At 37.4% G+C, this 26033-nt stretch carries 22 protein-coding genes; 20 read left to right on the top strand and 2 right to left on the bottom strand.

Annotation, left to right across the window (positions count from 1 at the left end):
- Positions 1-396: 396 nt before the first annotated feature.
- The 17 genes from LDM92_RS06935 (at position 397) to LDM92_RS06855 (ending at position 20347) form a co-directional block, all read left to right on the top strand.
- Positions 397-846: a DUF3290 domain-containing protein gene (locus LDM92_RS06935; protein ID WP_223902593.1), complete on the top strand. Its 450-nt coding sequence runs from the start codon at positions 397-399 to the stop codon at positions 844-846.
- Positions 847-859: 13 nt separating this feature from the next.
- On the top strand, positions 860-1495 hold the full coding sequence (locus tag LDM92_RS06930) for a DUF421 domain-containing protein (RefSeq protein ID WP_223902592.1): 636 nt from the start codon (positions 860-862) through the stop codon (positions 1493-1495).
- Between the two features lie 13 nt (positions 1496-1508).
- Positions 1509-2330: a Sir2 family NAD-dependent protein deacetylase gene (locus LDM92_RS06925; protein WP_223902591.1), complete on the top strand. Its 822-nt coding sequence runs from the start codon at positions 1509-1511 to the stop codon at positions 2328-2330.
- A 9-nt stretch (positions 2331-2339) separates the two neighbouring features.
- Entirely contained in the window at positions 2340-3293 is a 954-nt protein-coding gene (locus LDM92_RS06920; protein ID WP_223902590.1) for an exonuclease domain-containing protein, read from the top strand.
- A 105-nt stretch (positions 3294-3398) separates the two neighbouring features.
- Entirely contained in the window at positions 3399-4271 is an 873-nt protein-coding gene (locus LDM92_RS06915; protein ID WP_223902589.1) for a DNA/RNA non-specific endonuclease, read from the top strand.
- A 327-nt stretch (positions 4272-4598) separates the two neighbouring features.
- A complete protein-coding gene (locus LDM92_RS06910) occupies positions 4599-5684 on the top strand; it encodes an ABC transporter ATP-binding protein (protein ID WP_223902588.1) in 1086 nt (361 codons plus the stop codon).
- Complete coding sequence (locus tag LDM92_RS06905) at positions 5684-6550, top strand: carbohydrate ABC transporter permease (protein ID WP_187154942.1); 867 nt, start codon at positions 5684-5686, stop codon at positions 6548-6550. The genes LDM92_RS06910 and LDM92_RS06905 overlap by 1 nt, the downstream gene beginning before the upstream one ends.
- The gene (locus LDM92_RS06900) at positions 6551-7375 is read left to right on the top strand and encodes a carbohydrate ABC transporter permease (protein WP_223902587.1); all 825 of its coding nucleotides are present in this window, start codon (positions 6551-6553) and stop codon (positions 7373-7375) included. It abuts the gene before it with no gap.
- Positions 7359-8654 (top strand): MBL fold metallo-hydrolase, encoded by a 1296-nt coding sequence (locus LDM92_RS06895; protein ID WP_223902586.1) that lies wholly within the window; start codon positions 7359-7361, stop codon positions 8652-8654. The genes LDM92_RS06900 and LDM92_RS06895 overlap by 17 nt, the downstream gene beginning before the upstream one ends.
- Positions 8655-8703: 49 nt before the next feature.
- Positions 8704-10014 (top strand): extracellular solute-binding protein, encoded by a 1311-nt coding sequence (locus LDM92_RS06890; protein ID WP_223902585.1) that lies wholly within the window; start codon positions 8704-8706, stop codon positions 10012-10014.
- 268 nt (positions 10015-10282) lie between these two features.
- Positions 10283-11587, top strand: a complete 1305-nt coding sequence (locus tag LDM92_RS06885) for an extracellular solute-binding protein (protein ID WP_223902584.1) — start codon at positions 10283-10285, stop codon at positions 11585-11587.
- 136 nt (positions 11588-11723) lie between these two features.
- Positions 11724-12641 carry a magnesium transporter CorA family protein gene (locus tag LDM92_RS06880; RefSeq protein WP_223902655.1) on the top strand — a complete coding sequence of 306 codons (918 nt, stop codon included), beginning with the start codon at positions 11724-11726 and terminating at the stop codon, positions 12639-12641.
- A 14-nt stretch (positions 12642-12655) separates the two neighbouring features.
- Complete coding sequence (locus LDM92_RS06875; protein ID WP_223902583.1) at positions 12656-13579, top strand: serine hydrolase; 924 nt, start codon at positions 12656-12658, stop codon at positions 13577-13579.
- A 161-nt stretch (positions 13580-13740) separates the two neighbouring features.
- A complete protein-coding gene (locus LDM92_RS06870) occupies positions 13741-14328 on the top strand; it encodes a TetR/AcrR family transcriptional regulator (protein WP_223902582.1) in 588 nt (195 codons plus the stop codon).
- Complete coding sequence (locus tag LDM92_RS06865) at positions 14321-17353, top strand: MMPL family transporter (protein ID WP_223902581.1); 3033 nt, start codon at positions 14321-14323, stop codon at positions 17351-17353. The genes LDM92_RS06870 and LDM92_RS06865 overlap by 8 nt, the downstream gene beginning before the upstream one ends.
- A 319-nt stretch (positions 17354-17672) precedes the next feature.
- Positions 17673-19232 (top strand): ATP-binding cassette domain-containing protein, encoded by a 1560-nt coding sequence (locus tag LDM92_RS06860; protein WP_223902580.1) that lies wholly within the window; start codon positions 17673-17675, stop codon positions 19230-19232.
- A gap of 95 nt (positions 19233-19327) precedes the next feature.
- Positions 19328-20347, top strand: a complete 1020-nt coding sequence (locus LDM92_RS06855; RefSeq protein ID WP_223902579.1) for a zinc ribbon domain-containing protein — start codon at positions 19328-19330, stop codon at positions 20345-20347.
- 77 nt (positions 20348-20424) lie between these two features.
- On the opposite strand, the gene LDM92_RS06850 is transcribed toward LDM92_RS06855, so the two are convergent.
- Both LDM92_RS06850 and LDM92_RS06845 read right to left on the bottom strand, forming a co-directional pair.
- Complete coding sequence (locus LDM92_RS06850; RefSeq protein WP_223902578.1) at positions 20425-21801, bottom strand: NAD-dependent succinate-semialdehyde dehydrogenase; 1377 nt, start codon at positions 21799-21801, stop codon at positions 20425-20427.
- A gap of 122 nt (positions 21802-21923) precedes the next feature.
- Positions 21924-22706, bottom strand: coding sequence for an alpha/beta hydrolase (locus tag LDM92_RS06845; protein WP_223902577.1), 783 nt, complete (start codon positions 22704-22706; stop codon positions 21924-21926).
- 193 nt (positions 22707-22899) lie between these two features.
- On the opposite strand from LDM92_RS06845, the gene LDM92_RS06840 reads away from it, so the two are divergent.
- From LDM92_RS06840 to serS, 3 genes are all read left to right on the top strand, one after another.
- Positions 22900-23505 (top strand): TVP38/TMEM64 family protein, encoded by a 606-nt coding sequence (locus tag LDM92_RS06840; protein WP_223902576.1) that lies wholly within the window; start codon positions 22900-22902, stop codon positions 23503-23505.
- The gene (locus tag LDM92_RS06835; protein ID WP_223902575.1) at positions 23505-24035 is read left to right on the top strand and encodes a GNAT family N-acetyltransferase; all 531 of its coding nucleotides are present in this window, start codon (positions 23505-23507) and stop codon (positions 24033-24035) included. Before LDM92_RS06840 ends, LDM92_RS06835 begins: the two co-directional genes overlap by 1 nt.
- 330 nt (positions 24036-24365) lie before the next feature.
- Positions 24366-25673 carry a serine--tRNA ligase gene (serS, locus tag LDM92_RS06830; RefSeq protein WP_223902574.1) on the top strand — a complete coding sequence of 436 codons (1308 nt, stop codon included), beginning with the start codon at positions 24366-24368 and terminating at the stop codon, positions 25671-25673.
- Positions 25674-26033 lie beyond the last annotated feature (360 nt).

Below are 26033 nucleotides of genomic sequence, written 5' to 3'. Positions count from 1 at the left end.
GTTAAGCACTTGCATGTTACAATTAGCTTATTATTTAAGATAAAGATTAAAAAGAATGAAAATGGCTGAACTCAAATAGTTAAAAGATCTAGATGCTAGCGAGTATTTAAAAGAAGACTTTGATGCAAAAGGCGAAAGTTTGGATACAGCAACAGATGCTTCTCAAAACTAGAAATAAATTGAATACTAATAAGCAGTAGTTAGATAGGTTCTAACTGCTTTTTTGTTATACTGATAATAGGTAAGCTTATAAACATAGTTGAATAAGCTAAAAAGGAGGAATTAGGCATTTTTAAGGTTTATTTGGTAAAAATAAAAAATAATTAGCTGGCAATTTTACGCTAAGTTAGTTATATAGAAATTAGAATAAAGTATTTTGATAGAGGTAATTATGTTATGACTTTTTACACACTTAAATATATCCAGCAAAATCAAAACACCAGTAGAACCATTCTCTATGTGTTGATTGCAGTTGCAGCATTGACCATGATCGCTTTCACTGTTCTTTACCTGCGCCACAGATTTGACACCCGCTACCGGGATCTGGGTATTATTGCACTTTTGTTTTTACTTTTATTTATGGGAACGCAATACGAAAAATATGTGCAAACTAATGTAGTAAAATCCCAATCCGAACAGATTGCGCCTTTTATTAAATCAGTTGCTAAAGATCATAAGGTTCCAGTTTCAGATGTCATGGTCAGTTCTACCACCTTGCAAAACGGCCTCATTGTCAGAGTTGATTCCAAAGACATTGACTATCAACTGGAACTAAATGACGATAACAATTCATATTCTTTAAAACAGGCTCATGTAATTAATCACGAAGTCAATGTGAAGAATTAGGAGGAAAGCAATAATGAATTATACACAGCTTTTTATTAAATTTGCCTTAGGTGTGTTAACATTAATTTTTCAAATAAATGTTTTTGGCAAGAGCAACATAGCTCCGACCACTGCTTTAGACCAACTTCAAAATTATGTTCTTGGTGGCATCATTGGTGGAGTTATTTATAACGCAAATATTTCCGTTTTGCAGTTTCTGCTGGTTTTAATCGTCTGGACCTTGGTCGTTTTTATCCTAAAATTTGCCAGAGAACACAGTAACTTTATCCGCAGCTTAATTGATGGCAAACCAATTCAGATAATTAAAGACGGTCAGGTTTTATCCCGTAATTGCTTGTCTGCCGGGCTTTCAGCCAATGAATTAATGTTTAAATTGCGTAGTCAAGGCATTTATTCAGTTGATAAAGTGAAGAATTGCATCTTTGAAAAGAATGGTCAGCTGACGGTTATTAAAAAGGATGAAAAAAATGTCCGTTTTCCGTTAATTAATGATGGTCAAATCAATGAAGATGTGCTTGAATCTATTAATAAGGACGATAAGTGGTTAGAAGAGCAAGTGAAGCAAGCTGGTTATAATGATGCTAGTGATATTTTCTTAGGTGAAATTGAAGATGGGAAGCTTTCATTTACTGCTTACAACCAAAAATAGAGAAGAGATTTAGATGGAAAATTTGAATAAGGCACGAGAATTAGTGCAAAATGCGGCATTTGTAGTTGTTGTTGCTGGCAACGGTCTAGCTAAAATTGAAGGGCTTGATCTGTTGGGTCAGGAAGATTTTGAGCAGAGTTTTCCTGAAGTTGTCCAAAAGTATGATGTCCACTCAGTCGGCTTTGCACTTGATCAGCATATTTGCTCTTGGTCTGAAAAGTGGCAGTTATGGTCAAACCTTATTCAAAAATATTCCGTTGATTATCATCCTAGTCAGACGCTAAAACAACTTCTGCAGTTAATTGGACATAGACCATATTTCGTTGCTACCTCAACTTTTGGCCACTTTTTTGAAAATGCGGGCTTCAACACTAACCGCATTTTTAATGCTTTTGGCGATTGGACTAAAGCGCAATGCTCGAGTGGAATTAATCATGGGCTGCGGAATTGTCAGAATGTCATCCAAAAGATTGCTGCCAAGAAGCCGGATGAAGACATAGAAAAATTGGTGCCAAAATGTGAAGTATGTGGTCAACCATTGGAAATACACATGCCTCTTAATGATCATTTTTATCCAGAAACCGAAGCCAACACTCGTTTTCGCTGGTTTCTAACCGGCAATGAAGATAAAGCTACCGTCTTTTTGGAACTGGGAGTTGATGAAACCAGTCCGCAGCTACGGGAGCCAATTGAACGTTTAGTGGCTGAATTTCCGCAGTGGTCCTATGTGGCTGCTGACTTTAAGCAGGAAAATTTATTACCGGAAATTCAAGAACGCAGTGCTGGTATGAATGCTGATGCAGCAAGTTTAATTAACAGTTTAGTGATGGAGTAACTGATTTTTATGAGTATTTATGTAAAAAAAGGCGTACTGCATGTTTCTGGCGTCCAAGACAAGATCCGGGGCAAGGGTCAAGAATGGCCTGACTTCATTTCTGACTATACAATGCTTGATATTGAAACCACCGGCTTAAATCCCTATCGCGATCATGTAACGGAACTAGGTGCAGTTAAAGTTCGAGCTAACCATGTAGTAGATGAGTTTAGTCAACTGGTTGTTTATCCCCGGTCAAATCGGGTGCCGAGTTTTATCACTAAGTTAAATGGTATTACCGAAGATCTGCTTCTTGAAAAAGGAAAACCTGTAAAAGAGGCAATGACGTCTTTTCGCAAGTTTATTGGTGACGATATTATCATTGGCTATAACGTCAATTTCGATCTCAATTTTTTATATGATTTAGCACGAAAATTTCATTTGCCGGAGCTTAGTAACGATTATGTCGATGTGTTGCGTTTAGCTCGAGTATATTATCCGCAACAGCACAATCGCTTGCTTGACTGTATTCAGCGCGCAGGCATTGCACAAGTAGAACAGCATCATGGTCTGGAAGATTCCCTTGATACTAAAAAAGTTTATGATGATTTTCGCCAGCATTTTACCCCTGAACTATTGCAAGAAGCACAAGGCAAACTGAAAAACATTGATTTGCTGCAGGAAGAGCTGGAAGTCTGGGAATTAGGATTTCGTAATCCGGTTAATAATAAAAAGATTGCTTTTGCTCCTGAGGTAGAAATAAACGGCACTGAAGCCGCTCAAATGGTTAATAATATGAATGGCATAGCTCAAAGCGGTGTCAAAGCTGATACAGACTATTTAATCATGAGTGATGATGGCTTTTTTAGTAAAAATAATCCGGAAACGTTGAAGGCAAGGGAATATAATCATGCTGGCAGCAAGATTAAGCGCTTGTCTGAAAGCTACTTTTTGAATATGCTGGATGAATGGGCCAGAAGTTAGAATTTAGGAGGCAAGAGATCATCAACCTTGCTTTTTTCTTGTTCCTATTGCAAACAACAGTTCGATTAGCTATACTTAATTATTATTAAACAAGGAGCAATGTGAATGGCACGCAGGAGGAGCAGACGAAGCAATAAAACAACTAATGGAGATTTCTGGGCAATAGTGATTATTATCCTGTTCTTGTTCTGGTTTGTTTCTACTAAAGGTGGCTCAGACCCAAGTGGACACCAGACAATGAACAGGATTACCCGCAGCGACCGGCAGAAGAGCAATAAAATTGGTAAGGCCAAACCTGCCAATAAGGTTTATGGTGGGCTGTCACATGAAGATTACCAAAAACTGGCTAATTTAAACTTTAAGAGTGGTGGTTCGTCTTACATAACAGTCAATAATGACCATTCAACTTTAATCAAAAATGCCTGGCGTGTTAATCGGGTTATTTATTCTGACTTAGATAGCTTAAATAGGACATCTCATTCCAATACGGCCTTTTTGCAAAAGCGTAACGTTGCTAACGACAGTCTAAGGGTCCGTCAATTCGTTGAACCGACCGGCTGGCATTATAACCGACGCAATGGTACGCAAATCTATAATCGCGGACATCTGATAGCTTATTCAGTTTCTGCGGGCATTGACCTTGAAGGCAACTTCAATCCCGGTAATCATTCAGGTGACCAAAATAACCCTAAAAATTTGTTCACACAGTCTGCTTTTTCCAACCAAAGAATTCAAACAATGTTTGAAAGCCGTATACGTGTGGCACTAAGACAGAATAAAAAAGTGATTTATCAAGCTACGCCGATTTTTCGTGGAGACGAATTAATGGCTAGGGGAATTAATTTACAAGCGGTGTCGACTGACGGAGAACTTGATTTTAATGTCTATTTGTTTAACGTTCAACCAGGATATTCTTTTAACTATAATAATGGCCGAGCCAAAGTTGATCATGAGATTTTTGTGAAAGATAACTATTAGTTTTTGGCTAATGGCAAAAAATTATATTTAAAAAATAGTCAAATGTTCGGATAAAATATTAATTAATATATACAGAGATTAAAATAAGCGATAGTAAGATTTATTATCGTTTTTTCTCTAAAGCAAAATTATAAAATAAGAACAATAAAACTATTTTTAAGTTAATAATTAGTAATTTACTTGATAAATACGAATAATTAGTTGAAAAGCTTGCTTATGATAAGATAATTACGAATTTTAATGAAGCAAATTAGGTTGTGTTCTCAAACTATTTATCATAAAATTAAGAGAGTAAAAAAGAAATAGAGATTATAGTGGTGCGAGTTAATGGATAACAATAAATTTGTTGAAGTGAAAAACCTGCGAAAAGTTTATGACAATGGTCATGAAGCAATTAAAAACGTTAGTTTTTCGGTTAAAAAAGGAGATTTAGTTTGCTTGCTAGGGCCGTCTGGTTGCGGCAAGACAACAATTTTAAATATATTGGCCGGCTTACTTAATCCCACAGAGGGCGATATTATCTTTAACGGTAAGTCGGTGGTAAAAGTTGCACCTAAGGATCGCCATATCGGTTATGTTTTTCAAAATTATGCATTATATCCTCATATGACAGTTTTGCAAAACGTTATGTTTCCGCTAATTGTAGGTGCTAACAAAAAGCCTAAAGCAGAAGCCAAAAAAATTGCCACTAAATACATGGAGTTGACACAGATTACAGAACTGGCTGAACAAAAGCCGGGTAATTTATCTGGTGGTCAGCAGCAACGTGTAGCAATTGCCCGTGCTTTGGTGCAAGAACCCCAAATTCTGCTGATGGATGAGCCATTAAGCAATTTGGATGCTAGATTGCGCCTGAAAATTCGTGAAGAAATAAGGTCACTTGTAAAAACTGTAGGGATTACGACCCTCTTTGTAACCCACGACCAAGAAGAAGCGTTGTCTATTGGTGATAAGATTATTTTGTTCAATGATGGCATTATTCAACAAGATGATTTAGGACAAAACTTTTATTTGGAACCAAATAATTACTTTGTAGCCAACTTCGTTGGCAATCCGGTAATTGATAATTTTAAAGTAACAAAAACTGCAAATGAATTAAAGTCAAGCCAATTTACGATAAATCTTGCCGATCTGGAGCAGTCACGTTTTAAACGGGAAATACCAGACGGTGAGTATGTCTTATCTGTTCGACCCGAAAATATTGTTCCTGATCCTAATGGCCTGTTTGAGACTACGGTAGACGATATTGAACTAATTGGACGTGAACGTATTTTAAAATTTACATTTGATAATGAGCAAGTGCGTTCCCTAATTAATCTCGAAACTCCAATTAAACGAGGCGATCAAGTTAAACTTAAAATGCGATTTAATCGGGTATTTCTTTTTACACCTGGAGGAGAGCGAGTTTACTAATGAAGACAAATCAAAAAAAGGCTTGGCTTTTTTTAGCGCCAACTATCATCTTTGTCACCTTATTTAGTATTTACCCTATTTTGCGTGCATTTAGCATGAGTTTTCAGGGTGGTTCCTTAATTGACTTACACTGGAATGGTTTTAGCAATTATCAGTATATTTTTAACGACCCAGAATTTTGGCTGGCCATTAAAAATACAGTGCTATATGCTGTTATTTCTGTACCAGTGGGTCTAGCAATTTCGATCATGCTGGCATGGATTATTTTTGACAAGGTTAAGCATAAGTCCTTCTTTGAAACCACGTTTTTTATGCCTTATGTCACCTCGACAATTGCCATTGGGATTGTCTTTCGTTATATCTTTAACGGTGATTACGGTATGTTAAACTTCGTGCTCAGGTGTCTGCATTTACCGGCTCCTGACTGGATTGACGATCCGGCAATGTCTTTAACTACGATTATTATTTTCGGAATCTGGTCATCTTTAGCATTTAATATTGTTATATTAATGGGGGCACTGCGTAATATTGATCCTAATTTTTATACCATTGCTGACATGTTTGGCGCCAGCGGTCGCGATAAGTTTTGGCGCATTACTATGCCAGAGCTGGTTCCTACTATTGCCTTTTTGCTAACAATGAATGTGATCGGGGCTTTTAAAATTTATACTTCAGTTTATGCACTCTTCAACGGGCAAGCTGGAGTGGGCAATTCAGGAACAACCGCAGTGTTCTACATTTACAATAAGTTTCAAATCGTCGGTACTCCCGGAGTTGCCATGGCTGCAACCGTAATTTTGTTCCTGATTATTTTATTTGCGACATTCTTGCAACGGAAAATGATGAAGAAGATAGGAGAAAATTAAATGAAACGAATTCGTTTAGGAGTCTTATTCAGCTACATTATCTTATTTCTCTTTGCCGTTATTACCGTTTTTCCATTCATATATATGATTTTGGGCGGCTTAATGAGTTTTCAGGAAACCACTTCGATTCCGCCGACACTAATTCCCCACCATTTTGAGTGGTCTAACTACGCCAAAGTATTCGCTCGTGCACCATTTGGGCGCTACTTTTTCAACACGGTTTTAACAGCCAGCGTGACTACGATTGTCAGTCTGTTTAACTCATTGCTTGGCGCTTTTGCCATGGTTAACCTGCGCTTTAAGGGCAAGGGCTTAATTCAAATGGTGCTTTTATCACTATTGATGGTACCCGGTGAAGCAATTATTTTTACTAACTACAATACAATTGCTCATATGGGTTTACTTAACACTTATGTAGGCTTGGTTTTGCCGTTCTTGACTTCCATTTTCTACATGTATTACTTGCAGAGCTACTTTGGTTCAATTTCGGATACGATTTATAAAGCAGCTATGATTGACGGTGCCAGCGATTGGGACTACATTTGGAAAATTTTAGTACCAATGTCAAAGGGTGGCTTGTTTACAGTTGGTCTTTTAAGTTTTATCTCTGGTTGGAATTCATTTCTCTGGCCTCTGCTGGTTACCAATGAAGACACGATGCGCCTTCTAAATAATGGTTTGTCAGCCTTTGCTTCTGACGCCGGCAGTGAGACGCAATTGCAATTAGCTGCTGCAACTTTAACTGTTTTACCAATTTTAATCTTGTACTTAATCTTTAGAAAGCAAATCATCAAGGGGGTAGTGCGCAATGACCTTAAAGGCTAAAACTACCATCACTTTTTACAACGGTTTAAATACCATTGGTGGGCCAATGATTGAAGTAGCTTATAACAAGTCTCATGTCCTGTTTGACTTGGGTGAAGTCTACAGACCGGAATTGAATCTACCTGATGAAAAATACCAGACTTTAGTTGATAACCAGTTAATTGGGGATGTGCCTAATTTTTATGATCCTGAGCTAACTGGTAAGCCGCTTGATCATGAACGCTGGGAACACGCGGCTGCTTATATTTCGCACCTTCATCTGGATCACAGCAAAGCCATGAATTTTTTGGCCCCAGAAATACCTTTATATGCAGGGCCGATAACAGCTAAGATGCTGCCTGCTTTAAACGAAAAAGGCGACTTTCTGCTGCCGGCTGCAGGTCATGAGCCGAGCTATACTCGCCCAATTATTGCAGCCGAGTATCAAAAACCAATAAAAGTAGGCGATATTACGATGACTGTTTGGCCCAGTGACCACGATGCGTATGGTGCCACTGGCCTGATAGTTAGGACACCCGATTTAGCAATTGCCTATACTGGCGATATTCGTCTTCACGGGTATCATCCTGACTGGGTTAAAAATTTTTTGGCAGCAGCCAAAGACTGTGATGTTTTAATTACTGAAGCAACCGGCTTTTCCTGGCCGGAAGAAAAGCATGACGAAAATAGCGCAGAATTTACCGGCCCTAAAAATGAGGATGAACTGACTGCCAAATTTGTACAATTGCAAAATGACAACCCTAAGCGGCAAATCACTTTCAATACTTATCCGACCAATGTAGAACGGCTATTGCGCATTATTTCTGATTCACCGCACCGAGTTGTTTTACATGCCGCAAGAGCTCATCTGCTCAAGGAAAGCATTAATCAGGATTTGCCGTATTACTACTTGCCAGGGGAGCAAAAATTCGCTGATCTGAAACCAGAACTGGCTGTTCAGTACGATGAGCTGCTAAATGATGATCACGAATTCCTCTGGCAAGCAGTTGCTGATTTTGACCATTTGCAAAAAGGAGGCTTGTATATTCATTCAAATGCTGAGCCATTAGGAGATTTTGATCCAGCCTATCAGCCATTTTTGCAAAAGTTGGAGAAGCAAAATATTGAAGTTCAAATGTTGCGTTGTTCTGGTCACGCTGACGAGCAAGAACTAAAACAAATTATTGCTTGGGTTCAACCACCAACACTAATTCCTGTGCACACATTGCATCCGGAGCTGGTGGAAAACCCTTATGGTAACAGGATTTTACCAAAACGTAACCAAACAATTGCGTTTTGATTAATCATAAAAATGTTGTTTAGTTTTTATATTTGGGAGGTTTAACCAAATGAAGTTTAGTAAAAAGTTGGCCACTGCGTTTGCTGTTGGTTTAACTCTTGTTGGTACTGCAGCTTGTTCAAATGGCGGAAGCAATTCTAATTCTTCCTCATCTTCAAGTTCAGAAAAAATTGCTAAAGTCAAAAAGACAACTAATATTGTCTTTTGGCATGGTATGACAGGTGTGCAACAATCTACTTTAAAGAAATTGACACAGGAATTTGAAAGTAAAAATCCTAAGATCAAGGTTAAGTTGGAAAATCAGGGAGCTTATAATGACTTACAAGCCAAAATCAATTCAACTTTGCAATCGCCTAATAACTTGCCAACTATTACTCAGGCATATCCTGACTGGCTCTTTAATGCTGCCAACAAAAACATGCTGGTTGATTTAAAGCCATACATTAATAGTAAAGAAGTTGGTTGGGGCAGCAGTGAAGCTTCTAATATCAAGAGTGCACTTCTCGATGGTGCTAAGATTAATGGCAAACAATACGGTATTCCTTTTAACAAGTCAATCGAAGTTTTGACCTATAATGCAGATTTATTAAAGAAATACGGTATTAAAAAAGCCCCAGCCACTATGGATGAACTGAAGAAAGATTCTCAAATTATCTACAAAAAGAGTAATCATAAAGTCGTTGGAGCAGGTTTTGACTCATTATCAAACTACTACACTTTAGGCATGAAGAACGAAGGCGTTGACTTCTCAAGTAAAATTGACTTTGCTGGCGACACTTCGAAGAAAGTTATTAATTTTTATGCAGATGGAATCAAAGACGGTTACTTTAGAGTAGCTGGTTCAGAACACTATCTGTCTGGTCCATTTGCTAACCAAAAGGTAGCAATGTACATTGGTACTTCTGCAGGTGAAGGGTTTGTTAAGCAAGGTGTAGGCAACAAGTTTACTTATGATGTTGCTCCTCGTCCTGGTAAATACACCATGTCACAAGGTACTGACATTTACATGTTTAAGCATGCTTCAGCTGATCAAAAATCCGCTGCATTTACCTACATCAAGTTCCTAACTTCAAAAGCTAGTCAACTTACATGGGCTAATGCAACTGGCTATGTTCCAGTTAATCAAGCTGCCGCTGATTCTGCTGAGTACAAGGATACCAAGAAGTTGAAATTGCCAGCCAAACTTGAAGATGCAATGGCAAACCTTTACAGTGTCCCAATTATTAAGGATGCCGGTGCAGCATATGGCAGTTTAAATCCAATTATGCAAACCATTTTAGCTGCTGCACAAAAGAAGCAAAATGTTAATGATGCAATTAAAGCAGGTAAAACAAAATTTGATGCTGCTTGGAAACAATAAAAACTAAATAGCAATTTTTATCATAAAGCTTGTCTTTTTACGGCAAGCTTTTTTTTGTCCGCAATAAAAGCAAGAGAGTAACTACCTGATAAATGTTCGTAATGTGGTGAACTATATAATTAAATAAAGTAAAATATACAAATAAAGCCGAATTTTTTTTGGTTAATTTATTGTAATTAATCTATATTTGCTATACAATTAATGGGAATTAATGCTCACAGTATCACTAGTGAGCGCGTAAAAATGTTCTGGAGGAAAAAATAATATTATGAATTTCGGTAAAAAGCTGGCGGCTCTAGCAGTCGCGGGCTTGGCTTTAGTTGGAACTGCTGCTTGTTCAAATAACAGTAATTCATCGTCATCAAGTTCAAGCAAAATTCCTAAAGTAACTAAGAAAACCACAGTTGTCTTTTGGCACGGGATGCAGGGTGCTCAGGAAAAAACTCTGAAAAGTTTAGCTCAGGACTTTGAGAATAAAAATCCTAAAATTAAGATTAAGCTTGAGCAACAAGGTGATTATGATAATCTGCAATCAAAAATTACTTCAACTTTACAATCACCTAAGAATTTGCCAACGATCACTCAGGCATATCCGGGTTGGCTTGAGAGTGCAGCCAAGAATAAGATGCTGGTAGACCTTAAGCCATACATTAATAATAAAGATGTCGGTTGGGGCAGCGTTGCCGCATCAGGCATTAAACAGGATATGTTGAACAGTGCCCAAATTAAAGGCACTCAATACGGTATTCCGTTTAACAAGTCAATCGAGGTTTTAATTTATAACCCAAAGATGTTTAAGGAGTATGGCATAACCAAAGTCCCTGCAACGATGGCTGAGGTTAAAAAAGCTGCTCAGACTATTTATCAAAAGAGTAACCATCAAGTAGTTGGTGCCGGCTTTGATGACTTAGACAACTACTATGTTTTAGGAATGAAGAATCAAGGCGAGAATTTCTCTAGTAAAATTGATTTTACCGGTGCAAAATCCAGAAAACTGCTCAACTACTTTATCGACGGTGAAAAGTCGGGCTACTTTAGAATGCCTGGCTCTGATAAATACCTGTATATTCCATTTACTAACAAAAAACTAGCTATGTTTGTAACCTCTTCTTCAACTGAAACCTGGATTAAACAGGCTGCTAAAAAGGGTTTCACTTATGAGGTTGCAGCTCGGCCAAGCAAATACACTATGTCACAAGGTACTGATATTTATATGTTTAGCCACGCAAGTGCGATGCAGAAAGCTGCTGCTTTCAAATTTATGAAATATCTTTCTTCTAAAGATAGTCAAATTAAGTGGGCTAAAGAAACCGGCTATATTCCGGTTAATGAAAGTGCTACAAAATCTGACGAATATAAGTCGAATAAAGATTTTAAACTGCCGGCCAAATTGGAAGACATTCTTAATGCCAACTCACTATACAGTGTTCCTGTAATTAAGGACTCTAGTGCTACATTTAGTCAATTAACCCCAATTATGCAGTCAATCTTATCTGCTGCACAAAAGAACCGTAATGTTGAAAAAGCCATTACAACAGGTAAAAATAAATTTGATGCAGCTTGGAAACAATAGAAATGTGATAAAAAATTTAAAAAACAGGTCTTGACCTGTTTTTTTATTTGTCGTTTTTCTCTTCAATGTTAAGATAATAATGGCATAACAAAGCTGGTGGCAGCACTAGCTAAATATAGTGGCCAGGGGTGAAAATGTGATCAAAGAACAAAAGTTTCCAGTAGAAACTAATTATAAATGGTATGATATCAGCAATTTGAGTGAAGAAGACAGTAATAAGCTGCAAATAGATTTTCATTTTACTCCTGACATGATTACCTATATTTCAGACCGACATGAACGACCCCACTATGATTATGATACGCATACGCATATCAATTTGCTGGTTTATGATGTACCTATTTGGCCAACTAAAACCATCAAGCATTTTACGGCTCACCCAGTAACTTTTTTAATATCGGGGGAAAACATTTTTACTTTTCATACGCAATCAACTAGTTATGTATTTGATGAGTTTAATGACACGACTACTAGACGGGAACTATCCTTGGCGCAAGATGTTACTGAACTTTTAATGAAGTTTTTACTGTATTCTTCGCAGTATTTTCAACGAGCGGTTACTCAACTTGATGCAGAACGCAATAGTTTAGATCAAAAGCTTTCTGGTGACATTAATAACAAGGATTTAGTAGAGCTGTCGAACATTGAGAAGAGTCTGGTGTATTTGTCTAGCTCTATTCAGACTAACTTAATGATGCTGCACAGTTTAAAAATGTCTAAATTGGATTTTACCAAGCCGGGGCGTGAACGTCTTGATGATGTTTTAATTGAGTCAAACCAATCGGCAGAAATGGTGAAAATTTCGCAACAGGTAACCCAAACTTTGTCTGCAACTTCAAATAATATGATGAACAATAACTTGAACGATACGATGAAGTTCCTCACAGTTTGGTCTTTGGTTTTAACTATTCCTACTATTTTAACCGGTTTTTACGGGATGAATGTCAGTCTCCCGGTTGGCCATAGCTCGTCTGACTGGATTGCTATCATTGTAGTTACCGTTTTTTTGATGGTATGGCTGATTGTATTAATGAAACGACATCATTTCTTTTAAATTGAGGCAAGTAAATGAAAAATAAAGTTTTGCTAGGCTCATTAATTACGGCTCTGATTGCTTTTATGCTCTATTCTGTTAATCTAAAAAAAGTAGAAAACAGCAGTTTGAAAATTGTCGGTCAAGGACAGGAGCAGGTTGTCAAAAATAAAAAGGGAAAAAGTACTGTACGTGAACCAAAAGTTGCGACTGTGGAATATCCCAATCACATTAAAATTGCTTCTGGGAGTGAGCAAAAATGGGCAGAAAAAATCATACAAGTAATGGGGAAGGATCAGAGCTATCAAGTTTGTGTTCAAGACCTGAATAATAATAAATATGCCCGTGTTTCTAACACCAGTCAACGACACGGAGTAAATACTATTAGTCGTCTATTTCTACTCGTTGCTTTGACTTATCAAGAACAACATGGGAAGCTTGTTTCCACAAAAGCAATTAAGATCAAAAAAGCAGATCACGTTAAGGGTGAAAAGGTCCTGCAAAAGGGAATTGCGTATAATGCAGCTTATTTGAAGCAGCTGATGATGCAAGGTGACAAGACTGCAGCTAATGCTTTGCTGCGCACAGTTAAACCCGCTACCGTTAATTCTATTATTAAGAAAACCGGGGTACATGATACTACAATTAAAGGTAAATTTTCAGCCAAACCAGCAGCTTTAACCACAGCAAATGATTTGAACAAAATTATGGTAAGTTTGTACCATGATCAAATTTTAAGCAGACAATATTCTAATCAAGTTTTAGGAGCACTAAGTTCTGTCAAGACCAAACCCAAAATTGTTCGTAATACTAGAGGCCTGATATATGGCATTGGAGATGGTAAAGCGAATGTTGCACTTGTCCAATCTAATGGTAATGCCTATTGCGTCAGCGTTTGGAGCAATAATGATCATAATTTTGTTAAACTGGGAAAGGCAGTCAATAGCTTTTTTAAATAACATTTTTGACGTATACTTTACCAAATCTTAAATTTTAGGTCCTAATAAGAACTATATTTTAGGGCTTTTTTATTATTTTAAAATAATTTACAGCTTGTAGATTGTATTCTTCATATTGTAGTGCTATATTATTCAGTATGCTGTCAGAAGGAGGGGTGAAATTGGTTAGAAAAAGAAACCTTGATTTGGATAAGGTGATTGCGAAGGCGACGGAGCTGATTGGACGAAAGGGACTTTCCGCGACCACTCTGCCGAACCTAGCCAAAGAGTTAGGCGTTCGTTCACAGTCACTTTATCATTACGTTTCAGGTCGAAAGCAACTGTTGTCGCTTGTCGGTGCAAGCAGAATTAAAATTTTAGGTAAAAAATTAGTTGATAATTTGATTGGAATTTCAGGTGAAGAGGCTTTACTTAAGTTTGCGGATATCGTTCGTGATTTTATTTTGGACGATCCTGCATTAATTAGTATTCTCTATCATCTGAATGAATACCAAAGAGATGATGCTATTACCCAAGAAATTTTAAAGATAATAGCTTTGGCTGACAAACTAAATTTGAGAAGTGACAGCACGGTTTCGCTCCATTCCTTAATTGGGGCAGTATTAGGATACGTTTTCCTAGATGTATCAGATTCTTTTACAGAAGAAACTAGTGAAGAGGCTGACCAGGGTTATCATGAATTAATTATTCAATTGGTTCAGCCCAATAAATTATTGCAAAAAAATAGAAAGGAAAATCAGAGTGCATAAACTAGTAAAAAATCATATTTTCTCGTTAATTGCATGGATTTTAATTTTAATCATTTCTTTTGTGGCTTTGCCGGACGTTACAGGGTTAACCCGTGAGCACTCAAATATTTCCTTACCGTCTGACGTTCAAAGTGAAGTTGCAAAATCAATTCAAAATGATTGGGGTCCTAAACAAAAAGATACCTATCAGATTGCGGTGGTCTTTAATAAGCAAAAAGGCAAATTGACATCTGATGATAAGAATGCCATTAATGAAACTATTGACAGACTTAAAGATAAGCAAGATCAGTATGGCATTAAAATGGTTTTAGGCCCAGATGATAATATTGCTACTAAGAAAAAGCTGCAGTCAAAGGATAATACAACTTGGATAATGCAGTTGAATGTGGCTAAAAAGCACGGACCGGTTAATGATGTTGAGGATGAGTTGAATAAAGCAGTCAAAACTGCCGGCATCAGGACTTATGTTACTGGTGCTGATGTTTTACAAAATGCCTTCTCAAATGCTATTCAAGAGGGAATTAAGAAAACGGAAGTAATTACCGTTATCTTTATTTTCATCGTGTTAGTAATTGTCTTCAGGTCGCCAATAGTGCCCCTAATTTCATTACTGACTGTTGGAGTTTCCTTCATCACATCATTTGCGATTGTTACTAACTTAGTTAAATACCAGAACTTCCCGTTTTCCAACTTTACACAAGTCTTTATGATTATTGTGTTGTTCGGAATTGGTACGGACTATAACATTCTCTTGTATGATAAATTTAAAGAGGATCTGGGTAAAGGAATGGGCCGCTACGAAGCGATGAACAGTGCCTTGAAGGTGGCTGGTAAAACCATTTTGTATTCCGGTTCTTCAATCTTAATCGGATTTTCGGCACTGAGTTTGGCTAACTTTTCCATTTATCGCTCAGCAGTTGGTGTTGCGGTCGGCGTAGCAGTTTTATTAATAGTGCTGCTGACACTCAATCCTTTCTTCATGGCTGTTTTGGGAGAAAAAATGTTCTGGCCGGTGAAAAAGTTTACTGGTGAGCATGAAGATAAATTATGGCATGGTATTTCCAAAGCGACACTTGCTCACCCAATTATTTACTTAATTGTACTGGCTGTGGTTGTGCTTCCTTTTGGTCTGATGTATACCGGTCACTTGAATTATGATGACACTGATGAGATTGATAATAGTACTTCAGCTAAAGCAGGGATGCTAGTTGTTGAAGATCACTTTTCAAAAGGGATGGCTGAACCTTCTACACTTTATATTAAGAGTGATCACAAACTTGATAATGAAGCCGACTTACGTCTGATTGATCAATTAACCAGACAACTCCAGGCATCTGGAGATGTGGCTTTCGTCACTTCTGTAACTCAGCCTTATGGTGAAAGCATCGATCAGCTTTACGTCAATAACCAGCTTAATACAGTTAACCAAGGTGTTGATCAAGCACGTGCCGGTTTAGGTAAATTAAGCAAGGCAAGCCAAAAAGTTACTGCGGGTGCAAGCAAGTTGGCTGACGGAACTAGTCAGTTGCAAAATGGTACTAGTCAACTCCAAGATGGCGCCAGCAAATTGCAAGCTGGTACGGGTAAGCTGCAAAATGGTGCCAGCCAATTGCAAAACGGTACTGGGCAACTGCAAGGTGGTGCAAGCCGTCTGCAGAGCGGAACCCAGCAAATGACCAGTGGCCTTAATCAGTTGAATTCGCAATTGGCAAGTGGCAGTGCTGGTATCGCAAATGCGCAGAAAAATACTAAGGCTGCTTTAGAAAAGAGCTATAAAGCTAACCTATCAAAGAGTATTAACAGTATACCCGGTTTAACTCAACAACAGAAGATGGCTGCCATGCAAGCTGCTGGTGCTGCTTTAGAAAAATCCTGGGCAGAAGCTTCCGCATCAATGCCAGATGTATCTGGTCAAATGGGTCAACTGCAATCTGGTGTCGGCAGATTAGCCACTGCTTCTGGTCAATTAAATAGTGGAGCTTCTACTCTAAATGGCGGCATTGGTCAACTCAATTCCAGCGCTGGTCAATTAAGCTCTGGTATTGGTCAGGTTAATTCCAGTACAGGTCAATTAAGTTCAGGTATCGGTCAATTAAATTCCAGTGTTGGCCAACTTAATTCAGGTGCCGGCAAGTTAGCTTCAAGTACGCCAAAGATTACTAATGGGGTAGATGAAGTTAATAGTGGACTTGGACAAGGTGCAGCCTATCTTAATGGGTTAGCAAGCTCCTCAGCCGCAGATACTTTCTATATCCCAAAGGAATTTATTAAAAACGATACTTTCCAAACTTCGATTAAGAATTACTTGAGTCCTGACAAGAAGTCAGCCATGCTGATGATTGTCTTTAAGTCAAATCCAAGTAGCCTTAAAGCAACCAAGAAGGCGCAGGATCTGAGTTTGATGGCTAAAAAGTCCTTAGCAGGAACCAGGCTCAAAAAAGCCACAGTAGCAATGGGCGGAGAAAGTTCTAACATTGCTGACATCAAAGATATTGCCAACAGAGACTTTATTAGAACTGCTGCCATCATGTTAATTGGAATTGGCATTGCGCTGATTTTTGTAACTCGTTCACTTTTGCAACCAGTTTATATCTTGGGTACACTACTGATTGCTTACTTCTGTTCATTATCAATTACGGAATGGGTAGTAAAAGCAGCATTAGGCAAAACTATGCTAACTTGGAACACGCCATTCTTCGGCTTCATCATGTTAATTGCCCTGGGCGTTGACTACAGTATCTTCTTAATGACTCGCTATCGTGAACTTGAAGACGGTAAGCCAAGTCAAAGAATGCTCAAGGCCTGTGGCATTATCGGCACAGTTGTAGTTTCAGCTGCTATCATTTTAGGTGGTACTTTTGCTGCGCTAATCCCTTCAGGGATTCCAACTCTGATTGAAGTGGCCTTGGCAGTGATTATCGGACTGATAATCTTGGTCTTTATTATGCCGATTACCTTGTCAGCTGCTGTCAAGTTGACCTATGAAGGTGTCCATTGGCATAAGAATAAGCGTGCTAAAAATTAATTGAACTTAATTAAAAGGTTGAAATTCTCGTTTAGAGGATTTCAGCCTTTTTTTGCTTAACGCACTTCTTGACTGGTTTACAAAAGATTGTTCATTATAGTATAATGCTTTTAATTAAATTTTAAGTAGAAAGTAAGGAATACTGGCATGTCAAGACAAGTAAATAATCAATAAGCTCTAGCTGTAGTTTTAAATCAATTACCACTTTTTAATTTTTAACTCAACCTAGAGCGATTCACTTTAGCAGATAGAGTAATTTTAGCAATTCAATGAATTGCAGCTTATTTAGTGTATTTTGCGTGCACGTTGAGGTTTGATAGTGGAATTAATTAAAATAGATTATTTACAAATTGGCGTGGCAGCTTCTAAACTGCTGACAGTCTCAAATTTGAGCATCAATTCTGGGCAAAAAATTGGCTTAGTTGGCAACAACGGTGCTGGTAAAACAACTTTAATGCGGATACTTGCTCAAGAAAAATTTACGGATTTATTTACCATTAAAGGTGTAGTTGCTAATAATTGTAATTTTGCCTATGTTCCGCAACTGCTTGATGCTGGGGATAAGAGCGGTGGACAAAGGGAAAAACTGGCTCTCAGTAAGGCCATCGCCCAACTAAAAAATATGCCTAACGGTTTGCTGCTTTTGGACGAACCCACATCTAATTTGGATATTACGCAGCAACAATGGTTAATAAAATTAATAAATAAAAGCAAAATTGCCTGTTTAATTATCAGTCATGACCAGAATTTTTTGAACAAAGTTTGTGATTCAATCTGGTATATTCAAAATAAAGAAGTACACAATTTCTCAGGGACTTATGAAGAGTTTCGCAACTTTAGCGAAGATCAGCGAAAACGGGCAGAAACGATTTATGAGCAAAAGAAAAAGCACCTTGAGCAACTTACTAAAAGTTATCATCAGCATGTTAATAAGGCCAAAACTTTTTCTCATAATAAAAAGGGACTTTCTTCTTCTGATTGGCGGTCAAAGTCGCTGGGAAAACAAAAAACTGCAAATAATGTTATAAGAGCTAGTAAGAATCTCGCTAACCGCATCAATAAGGAAAAAGCAGAAATAAAGAAGCCGCAAATGCATCATGCGATTACCTTAAAAAATGGCAACAATGCAATAACTGATTTGTCGATTTCTCCTAAAAGCAAGGCATTACGGTTGGAAAAACAACCAATTAATGCATATGGTCAAAAGCTATTTAACATTACGCAGGAAGTAAATCTTGCTTATGGCTCAAAAGTAGTTTTAATTGGGCAAAACGGGAGTGGCAAGACTGTTTTTCTGAAAAAAATCAAGAATAAACAATTAACCGGCTTTTATAATCCTAAATTGAAAATAGGTTATTTTAACCAAAACATAGTTGCGAGCCAAACAGATAAAACCTTATTAGATTCTCTTTTTGCCACCAGTATCTTCGATGATAGTTCGACTATGCAGGTCTTAGGCGATTTGCATTTGCGCCAATACGGTGAGCACAAAATAAGTGATATTAGTGGTGGCCAGCTAGTGTGTTTTAATTTAGCTAAGATACTAACAGGCCAATATAATTTATTGCTGCTGGATGAACCGACTAACTTTTTAGATATTGCATCGGTTAATGCACTGGCCGAATTTGTCACCGCTTATCCCTTTGCCATGATTCTCGTCTCGCACGATCAGGAATTTATCAAGCAACTTGAAGTTCCTAAATGGCAAATTAAGAATAGTCAGTTAATCACATCAACTGCCCAAAAGAAGCAGTCCAAAAAAGGCAACAATAATGAATTAGAGTTACTTAAATTTAAGCTCGATCAATTAATGCTTGATTCGCGGGCTTCAATTTCTGAAATAAAGCAAGTTAAGGCACGAATTCAAGAATTACAGTAAAAGACTGTATTAAAATAGTGATAAAGAATTTTCCTTAGCGCTATTTTTGTTTTATGATTAAGCTATTAATAATTATTGTTTAAAGGAAGTTTCTTATGACTACTTGTCCAAATTGTGGTCGTCCTGTCTCTGACGAGGATGTTACCTGTCCCAATTGCCAGTTTGATTTACAAAAATACCGTGAGACTTTTTTCACGGATCAACACCAACAGGCTAACTTTGAAGATGAAGAGACCGGTAAAAAAATAGCCAGTCGCAAGGTATACCGGCAAGAATTTTATCCAGAAAAACAAAATTCGGTTATCGAACGAATGCTGCAATGGATTCATGTCAATAGTATGATTGTTTTTCTATTGGGAATTGCTTTACTAATTCTCATGAGTTTTTCCCGCAGCTTTGGTTGGATTTGCTTTTTTGCATTACTTGTCTGGCTTTACTTTGTGTGTAGCCGTCAAGAAAAAATTGATCGCTATACCGCGGATGAGCGCTTAACACAAAAAATAAATCAACTCGGATCCAATATGTTTAATGACGTAGCTGAATCAAAAGAAAAAGTGAAAGCTAAAAGCAGGTTAGCTCAAAGAAGTTCTGCTGAAAAAACAGCTATCAACAAGAAAAAACATTTTTCCTATGTGCAACTTTTAGTAGTACTAATGGCAGTAATAAATCTAATAGTTTTATTTACTGGTTCTGGTGCATCTGTTTTAGACGTGACTTATGGCCAAAAAATGTCCATTACTCGTGTAACTTTTGGGCTTGCTGGCAGGCTTTTTTCTTCAAATGCGACATTGCTTTCAGGTATTGTGCTTTGTGTAATTTGGTTAATCATAGTTCTAATTCCGCTATTTATTATTTATCATACTATGAGGGATACTAAAAAGAGCAGGGCCATTGCATTTTTACTTTCTTTGGTTGAAACTGTCTTTTTAATTTACATTATTTATAGAATGTCTAATAGTTCGCTTTCTAATCGCGGCATTTTACACAGTATTACCAGTCAACTACTTTTGTACGCAGTTTCAATAGGCGCTTCAACTTATTTCTTAATTTTGGCTAGCGTGATGACGACAGGACTCACAGGGTATAATTTATTCCGCCACCGTCAAAAGCAATAATAAAAAAAGCTGATAAATCAGCGTTCTTATTTAGTAACGCAGTTTATCAGCTTTTTAGTTTATATCTTAATGATAAGTTATTTGGTTGGCATAGAAATTACTAAATGTTGGTTAACGAAAGCCATCAAACCTAGGTCGCTAAGCTCACGACCATAGCCTGATTTCTTTACACCACCGAATGGTAATTCAGCAGAACTGATCCATGTGCCGTTGATTACGCTCATACCAGTTTCAATTTGCGCAGCTACATTCTGAGCACGCTTGATGTTGGAACTGATAACAGAAGAACCTAGACCGTAACTGGAATCGTTAGCTAAAGCAATAGCAGCATCTTCATCTTCTACTTCGTAAACGATAGCAACTGGGCCAAAGAACTCTTGGTCAAATGCAGGATTGTCACGATCAACATTGGTCAGAATAGTTGGGCGGAAGAAGGCACCATCTGAATCAATTTCAGGATATTGGTAGAACACTTTTGCCCCTGCTGCAATAGCGCCATTTACTTGCTTAGTCAGTTTTTCCTTTGCACCTTGTGAGTTCATTGGTGGCAAGCTAGTACTTGGATCAAGCGGATCTCCTGGCTTCAAACTAGAAAAGACCTTCTTTAATTCTTGCAGCGTTTCGTCATAGCGGGACTTAACGACAATAATACGCTTAGAAGAAGTACATACTTGGCCGTCATTATAAGTTCTGGCTGAACTAAGCGCCTGCTTTAAAACTTCAGGATCAGCGTCGTCAAGGATAATGAAGGCATCATTACCACCAAGTTCCATGGTCGACTTCTTCAGATTTTTACCAGCATTTTCAGCAACCGAAGAACCACCACGTTCTGAACCAGTCAACGCTACGCCCTGAATTCTAGGATCGGCAATCATTTGATCAAGTTGATCGTAGCTTGGATACATATTAATCAAGCTGCCCTCAGGGGCACCTGCCTGTTTAATAATTTTAGCAATCAATGCTGCAGAACCGGGAACATTGTGGGCGTGCTTCAGAATAATAGGATTACCAACAATAAAGTTTGGTGCAAATACTCTGATTACTTGATAAAGTGGGAAATTCCAAGGCTCACATGCCATTACAACGCCAGTAGCCTGCTTTAGGTAATATGCATCACCCAATTTGGAATCAATTGGCTCAGGTTTTAACAATTCAGGCCCTTTGTCGGCAAAGTAATCGCAAATAGAAGCACAAAGATCGACTTCACCTTCAGATTCTCCAATCATTTTACCCATTTCGCGAGTCATGATCTCTGCCATTTCTTTTTTATGCTCACGTAAACCGTCTGCAACTTTATGCAACGTTGCGGTTCGGGTTTCAGGGCCTTCATGGCGCCACTTTTTGTAAAGTGCATCGGTCAAGTTTAGAGCATCCTCGATTTGTTCAGCTGTAGGATTGTCATAGCTGGCAAAAGTTTCATTAGTATATGGATTAATAGATTGATATTTAGCCATAATATTATCTCCTTAAATTTTAATCAGGATAGATTTTTCTCAAAATCAATATAAACCGTTTTCATTAATCATTATAGCACATACAGAATATTTTACTAATAATTAGTAAGTAAAAGTTAAGATTATTTTATTGCATTTAAAAGATAAGTTAATGATTCCTCTAAATACTGATTGGCATAAGTCATTGCATGTCGCTTACCCGCTATTAATTTTAGGTCAACGGCATGATTATTTTTTGCTAAAAAGTTAATAAAATTAAGTAAATAATTAATAGGAGATAATTCATCTGCAGAATTGATCATTAATAATTGCTGTAAATTGCTGTAATCATATGAATCAGCATCAATCTTTTTTAATACCTTTTCATCTTCAGAACCGGCATATGCTAAAGTAAAATATTTATAAAAAGCATTATTGATATCGTGTAAATCAGATAAGCCCAGTTCTTTTCGACCATCAACCGCAGGGGTAACTTCTGTATGGTCTTTTATCCAGGCAGAATAACTGACAGGAGCAGACCATGTTACTGTTGGAAAGCCATATTTACCCGCAATATTCAGCGCCATTGTGCCACCACTGCTGGCACCAATTTGAGTAATGTGGGGCTTTTTATTAATTACAAACTCACTTTGCATTAGCCATTTGACAAAGTTAATGCTGTCTTGATGTGCTGCTGGAAAAGGGTATTGTGGCGCAAGAGAATAATTAGGGGCAAAAACAGTAAAACCTCTATCGGAAATATTTTGGCATAAGTCTTTAAAACTGTTTTTATCTCCCCGAAACCAGCCTCCACCATGCCAAAACAGCAGTATTTTATCACTAAAACTATTGTTGTCCGGCTTATAAATATCTACCTTAAGATTTCTTTGCTCATCATAAGTGACATCATTGATAATTTCTACCATCCGATTTTCCTCCCCAAAATTATATTTTTTAGATCTATTATACTGTAATAATAGCTAGTTTTTGCTTTAAACCCAAATTGCTTTCACTTCAGGAAAATAATTAAAATATTTTAATTATTATTATTTAATGACTTAAATAGTAATCACTATGCTTATTTTTTGGTAAAATTAGGCTTAACATTGGAGGTAAGCTATGCATCTGTCTGCTAAAGCTAGTCGAAGACTGATTAATATCTTGACCGTTGTCAGCGGGATTATCATTATTATTTTATGTATATACTGGTATAAATTAGGAATATTTACCAGTCAGGCTAAAATGAAAGCATATTTGGCTAACAAGAGAATAATTGGGCCGATTATTTTTGTTTTAATCCAGATAATTCAGGTTGTTATTCCTATTATTCCCGGTGGTGTTTCACTTTTAGGAGGGGTCATTTTCTTTGGGCCGATAGCAGGTTTTATATACAATTATGTGGGAATCTGTATTGGTTCAATTATCAACTTTTTTTTAGCGCGCTTTTACGGCAGACCTTTTATTCTTCATATTGTTTCTGAAAAAACTCTTGATAAATATATGAAGTGGACTAAAAACCAACGTAAGTTTAACTGGTTTTTTGCAATTTGTATTATTGCGCCAATGGCACCGGACGATGTTTTATGTCTTTTAGCAGGTTTAACTGACATGAAATTCTGGACCTATTTTTGGATTATTATCCTAGGTAAGCCTTGGACCATTGCAGCATACAGTCTGGCACTTGATTTTGGTATGGACTGGCTACTTAGGTTGATAGGTAATTAATGAGCAGTCGAATTTATTTTCGTCCCTTCAAATTATCTGATGCACCAACTCTGCTTAAATGGGGGCAAGATCAATATTATCAGCGCTTAGCCGGCTTTGGGCATTATCAAAATTTAGCGGAGGCTGAAGTTGCCGCAGGAAAGTATGCTGCAAGAAAGTATAGTTATGGCATTTGCCTTAGAAATTCTCAGGAGTTAATCGGCTTAGTTGAACTATATAATAGAGGTACTAGCGAAGAAGAGTTATTGCATACCAAAGAAATTGGTTTTTTACTTGATAAGGATTTTTCTGGTCAAGGTTATATGACCGAAGCCTTAAATATACTTCTAGATTATGCGTTTAAACAGCTCAATCAATCTGAAATTTGGGCCGGCACTTTTAAAAATAATTTTCGTTCACAAAATTTACTTACTCGCCTGGGCTTTAAATATATTTATTCAGTCGATATGAGCAAGTTAAGTAAGTTATTTCAATATCGGGAAGATTATTTTTTGTTAAAAAAGGCAGATTGGTTCAATAAAGAAAAGTGATTTAAAGTAGGCAAAATTTTTTACAAAAATAATTATAAAAACATTAAATATTGTTTGCTAAAAAAAGCATAATAGCTTAAAATAATATCCAAACACGGAATCCTCAGACTGATTCAGAGAGTTCGCATCTTGGTGCAAGCGAATAGATGTCGTTTCCAGATTCCATTAATGTGGGTAATTAATAATTACACGGCACGCGGCATCGTTATCGCCGACTTAATGAAGTGCAGCTAAATACTAGCTGAAACTGGGTGGTACCGCGAAGCCATGTATGAGCCAATTCGTCCCAATCATGTGGGATGAGTTGGCTTTTTTTGTGGAGGTTAAAAGATGCTGGATATTAAGGTGATTCGCGAGAATCTTGATTGGGCCAAGGATAAACTTGGTAGACGTGGTGTTAAGCCGGAAGAGCTTGATGAATTGGTTAAAATTGATGCCGATCGGCGTGAAGAATTGAACCGCAGTGAGCAGCTAAAAGCAGAGCGCAATACAGTTTCAAAGAAAATTGCGGAAATTAAGAGAAATAAAGAAGATGCTTCTGCTGCAGTGCAAAAAATGCGTGAAGTAGGACAGGAAATTAAGGAACTTGATGATAAAGTTGCTGAATTGACTGAAAAACAAGAATATATTTTGCTGAGACTGCCTAATTTCCCAGACGATTCTGATCCAATTGGACCTGATGAAAGTTATAATGAAGAAGTTCGTAAGTGGCATGAACCAACTAAATTAGCTTTTAAGCCTAAGGCACACTGGGATATTGGTACTGATCTTGATATCTTGGACTGGGACAGAGGTGCTAAAGTTTCAGGTGCCCGCTTTGTCTATTATAAGGGTGCCGGTGCTTTACTTGAACGAGCTGTATTTAACTTTTTCCTTGATGAAAACACTAAGGAAGGCTACACCGAAATAATTCCACCATATTTAGTTAATGATGAATCAATGCAAGGTACAGGACAATTCCCTAAGTTCCGCGAAGATGTTTATACCATTGTTGATAATGACAATCCTGACAAGCCACGGGACTTAACTTTGATTCCTACTGCTGAAGTGCCGCTTGTTAATTATTTCCGTGATGAAATTATTCATGGTGATAAGCTACCAATCAATGTTACTGCATTATCACCGGCATTTAGGAGTGAAGCTGGTTCAGCTGGACGTGATACTCGCGGTCTGATTAGAATGCATGAATTTAGAAAAGTTGAAATGGTTAAAATTTGCAAGCAGGAAGATTCTTGGGATGAATTAGAGAAACTGACTCATAACGCTGAACACCTGTTGCAAAAACTTGATTTACCATACCACGTTGTGGCTTTGTCTACTGGGGATGCTAGTTTTACCAGTGCTAAGACTTATGATTTGGAAGTTTGGATGCCAGCTCAAGATAAATATCGTGAAATTTCCAGTTGCTCTAACTGTACTGACTTTCAAGCTCGTCGCGCGCAAATTCGTTACCGTGATGAAGATGGCAAGCTGCACTTGGCACATACTCTTAACGGCTCAGGTTTGGCAGTAGGCAGAACTGTTGCCGCAATTTTAGAAAACTATCAAAATGAAGATGGTACAGTTAATGTACCAGAAGTTTTGGTTCCTTATATGAACGGAATGAAAAAGATTACTAAGGAAGAAACTCTGATTTAATAAGTAGCAGTTTACTGTGATTTCGCAAGTTGAATAAACTTGCGAAATTTTTTTATAAAAATTTGGGGCAGTGTAAATAGCAAAATTAATCGAATTACGAATAATTAGCTAATTGGTCTAGTCTAAAAAATAAAGAAATGGGTCTAACAGGTATTAGACAAAACTAATTCGAAAGCTATTTTACTTAAATAACGAACAAAATGATTAATTTGACGAATGAATGCAAAAAGAGTAAGGTATTACTTGTGTCTGAGCGAGTTACGTCAAATAACAAGCTCAACATAAATCGAGCAAAAGCAGTTGACAAAAGCGAGCTGCTTTAGTAAGATAATAAACGCTGTCGGGCAAGACGGCAAAAAG

The sequence above is a fragment of the Lactobacillus laiwuensis genome, assembly GCF_019972835.1.
GTDB classification, from domain to species: domain Bacteria; phylum Bacillota; class Bacilli; order Lactobacillales; family Lactobacillaceae; genus Lactobacillus; species Lactobacillus laiwuensis.
Note: the sequence above shows the minus strand (reverse complement) of the source record. Positions and strands in the feature narration are given on the sequence as shown.

What these genes read in the sequence shown, in the direction of transcription:
- LDM92_RS06935 (WP_223902593.1), top strand. Translation starts at nt 397, where the DNA reads ATGACTTTTTACACACTTAAATATATCCAGCAAAATCAAAACACCAGT.
- LDM92_RS06930 (WP_223902592.1), top strand. Translation starts at nt 860, where the DNA reads ATGAATTATACACAGCTTTTTATTAAATTTGCCTTAGGTGTGTTAACA.
- LDM92_RS06925 (WP_223902591.1), top strand. Translation starts at nt 1,509, where the DNA reads ATGGAAAATTTGAATAAGGCACGAGAATTAGTGCAAAATGCGGCATTT.
- LDM92_RS06920 (WP_223902590.1), top strand. Translation starts at nt 2,340, where the DNA reads ATGAGTATTTATGTAAAAAAAGGCGTACTGCATGTTTCTGGCGTCCAA.
- LDM92_RS06915 (WP_223902589.1), top strand. Translation starts at nt 3,399, where the DNA reads ATGGCACGCAGGAGGAGCAGACGAAGCAATAAAACAACTAATGGAGAT.
- LDM92_RS06910 (WP_223902588.1), top strand. Translation starts at nt 4,599, where the DNA reads ATGGATAACAATAAATTTGTTGAAGTGAAAAACCTGCGAAAAGTTTAT.
- LDM92_RS06905 (WP_187154942.1), top strand. Translation starts at nt 5,684, where the DNA reads ATGAAGACAAATCAAAAAAAGGCTTGGCTTTTTTTAGCGCCAACTATC.
- LDM92_RS06900 (WP_223902587.1), top strand. Translation starts at nt 6,551, where the DNA reads ATGAAACGAATTCGTTTAGGAGTCTTATTCAGCTACATTATCTTATTT.
- LDM92_RS06895 (WP_223902586.1), top strand. Translation starts at nt 7,359, where the DNA reads ATGACCTTAAAGGCTAAAACTACCATCACTTTTTACAACGGTTTAAAT.
- LDM92_RS06890 (WP_223902585.1), top strand. Translation starts at nt 8,704, where the DNA reads ATGAAGTTTAGTAAAAAGTTGGCCACTGCGTTTGCTGTTGGTTTAACT.
- LDM92_RS06885 (WP_223902584.1), top strand. Translation starts at nt 10,283, where the DNA reads ATGAATTTCGGTAAAAAGCTGGCGGCTCTAGCAGTCGCGGGCTTGGCT.
- LDM92_RS06875 (WP_223902583.1), top strand. Translation starts at nt 12,656, where the DNA reads ATGAAAAATAAAGTTTTGCTAGGCTCATTAATTACGGCTCTGATTGCT.
- LDM92_RS06855 (WP_223902579.1), top strand. Translation starts at nt 19,328, where the DNA reads ATGACTACTTGTCCAAATTGTGGTCGTCCTGTCTCTGACGAGGATGTT.
- LDM92_RS06850 (WP_223902578.1), bottom strand. Translation starts at nt 21,801, where the DNA reads ATGGCTAAATATCAATCTATTAATCCATATACTAATGAAACTTTTGCC.
- LDM92_RS06845 (WP_223902577.1), bottom strand. Translation starts at nt 22,706, where the DNA reads ATGGTAGAAATTATCAATGATGTCACTTATGATGAGCAAAGAAATCTT.
- LDM92_RS06840 (WP_223902576.1), top strand. Translation starts at nt 22,900, where the DNA reads ATGCATCTGTCTGCTAAAGCTAGTCGAAGACTGATTAATATCTTGACC.
- LDM92_RS06835 (WP_223902575.1), top strand. Translation starts at nt 23,505, where the DNA reads ATGAGCAGTCGAATTTATTTTCGTCCCTTCAAATTATCTGATGCACCA.
- serS (WP_223902574.1), top strand. Translation starts at nt 24,366, where the DNA reads ATGCTGGATATTAAGGTGATTCGCGAGAATCTTGATTGGGCCAAGGAT.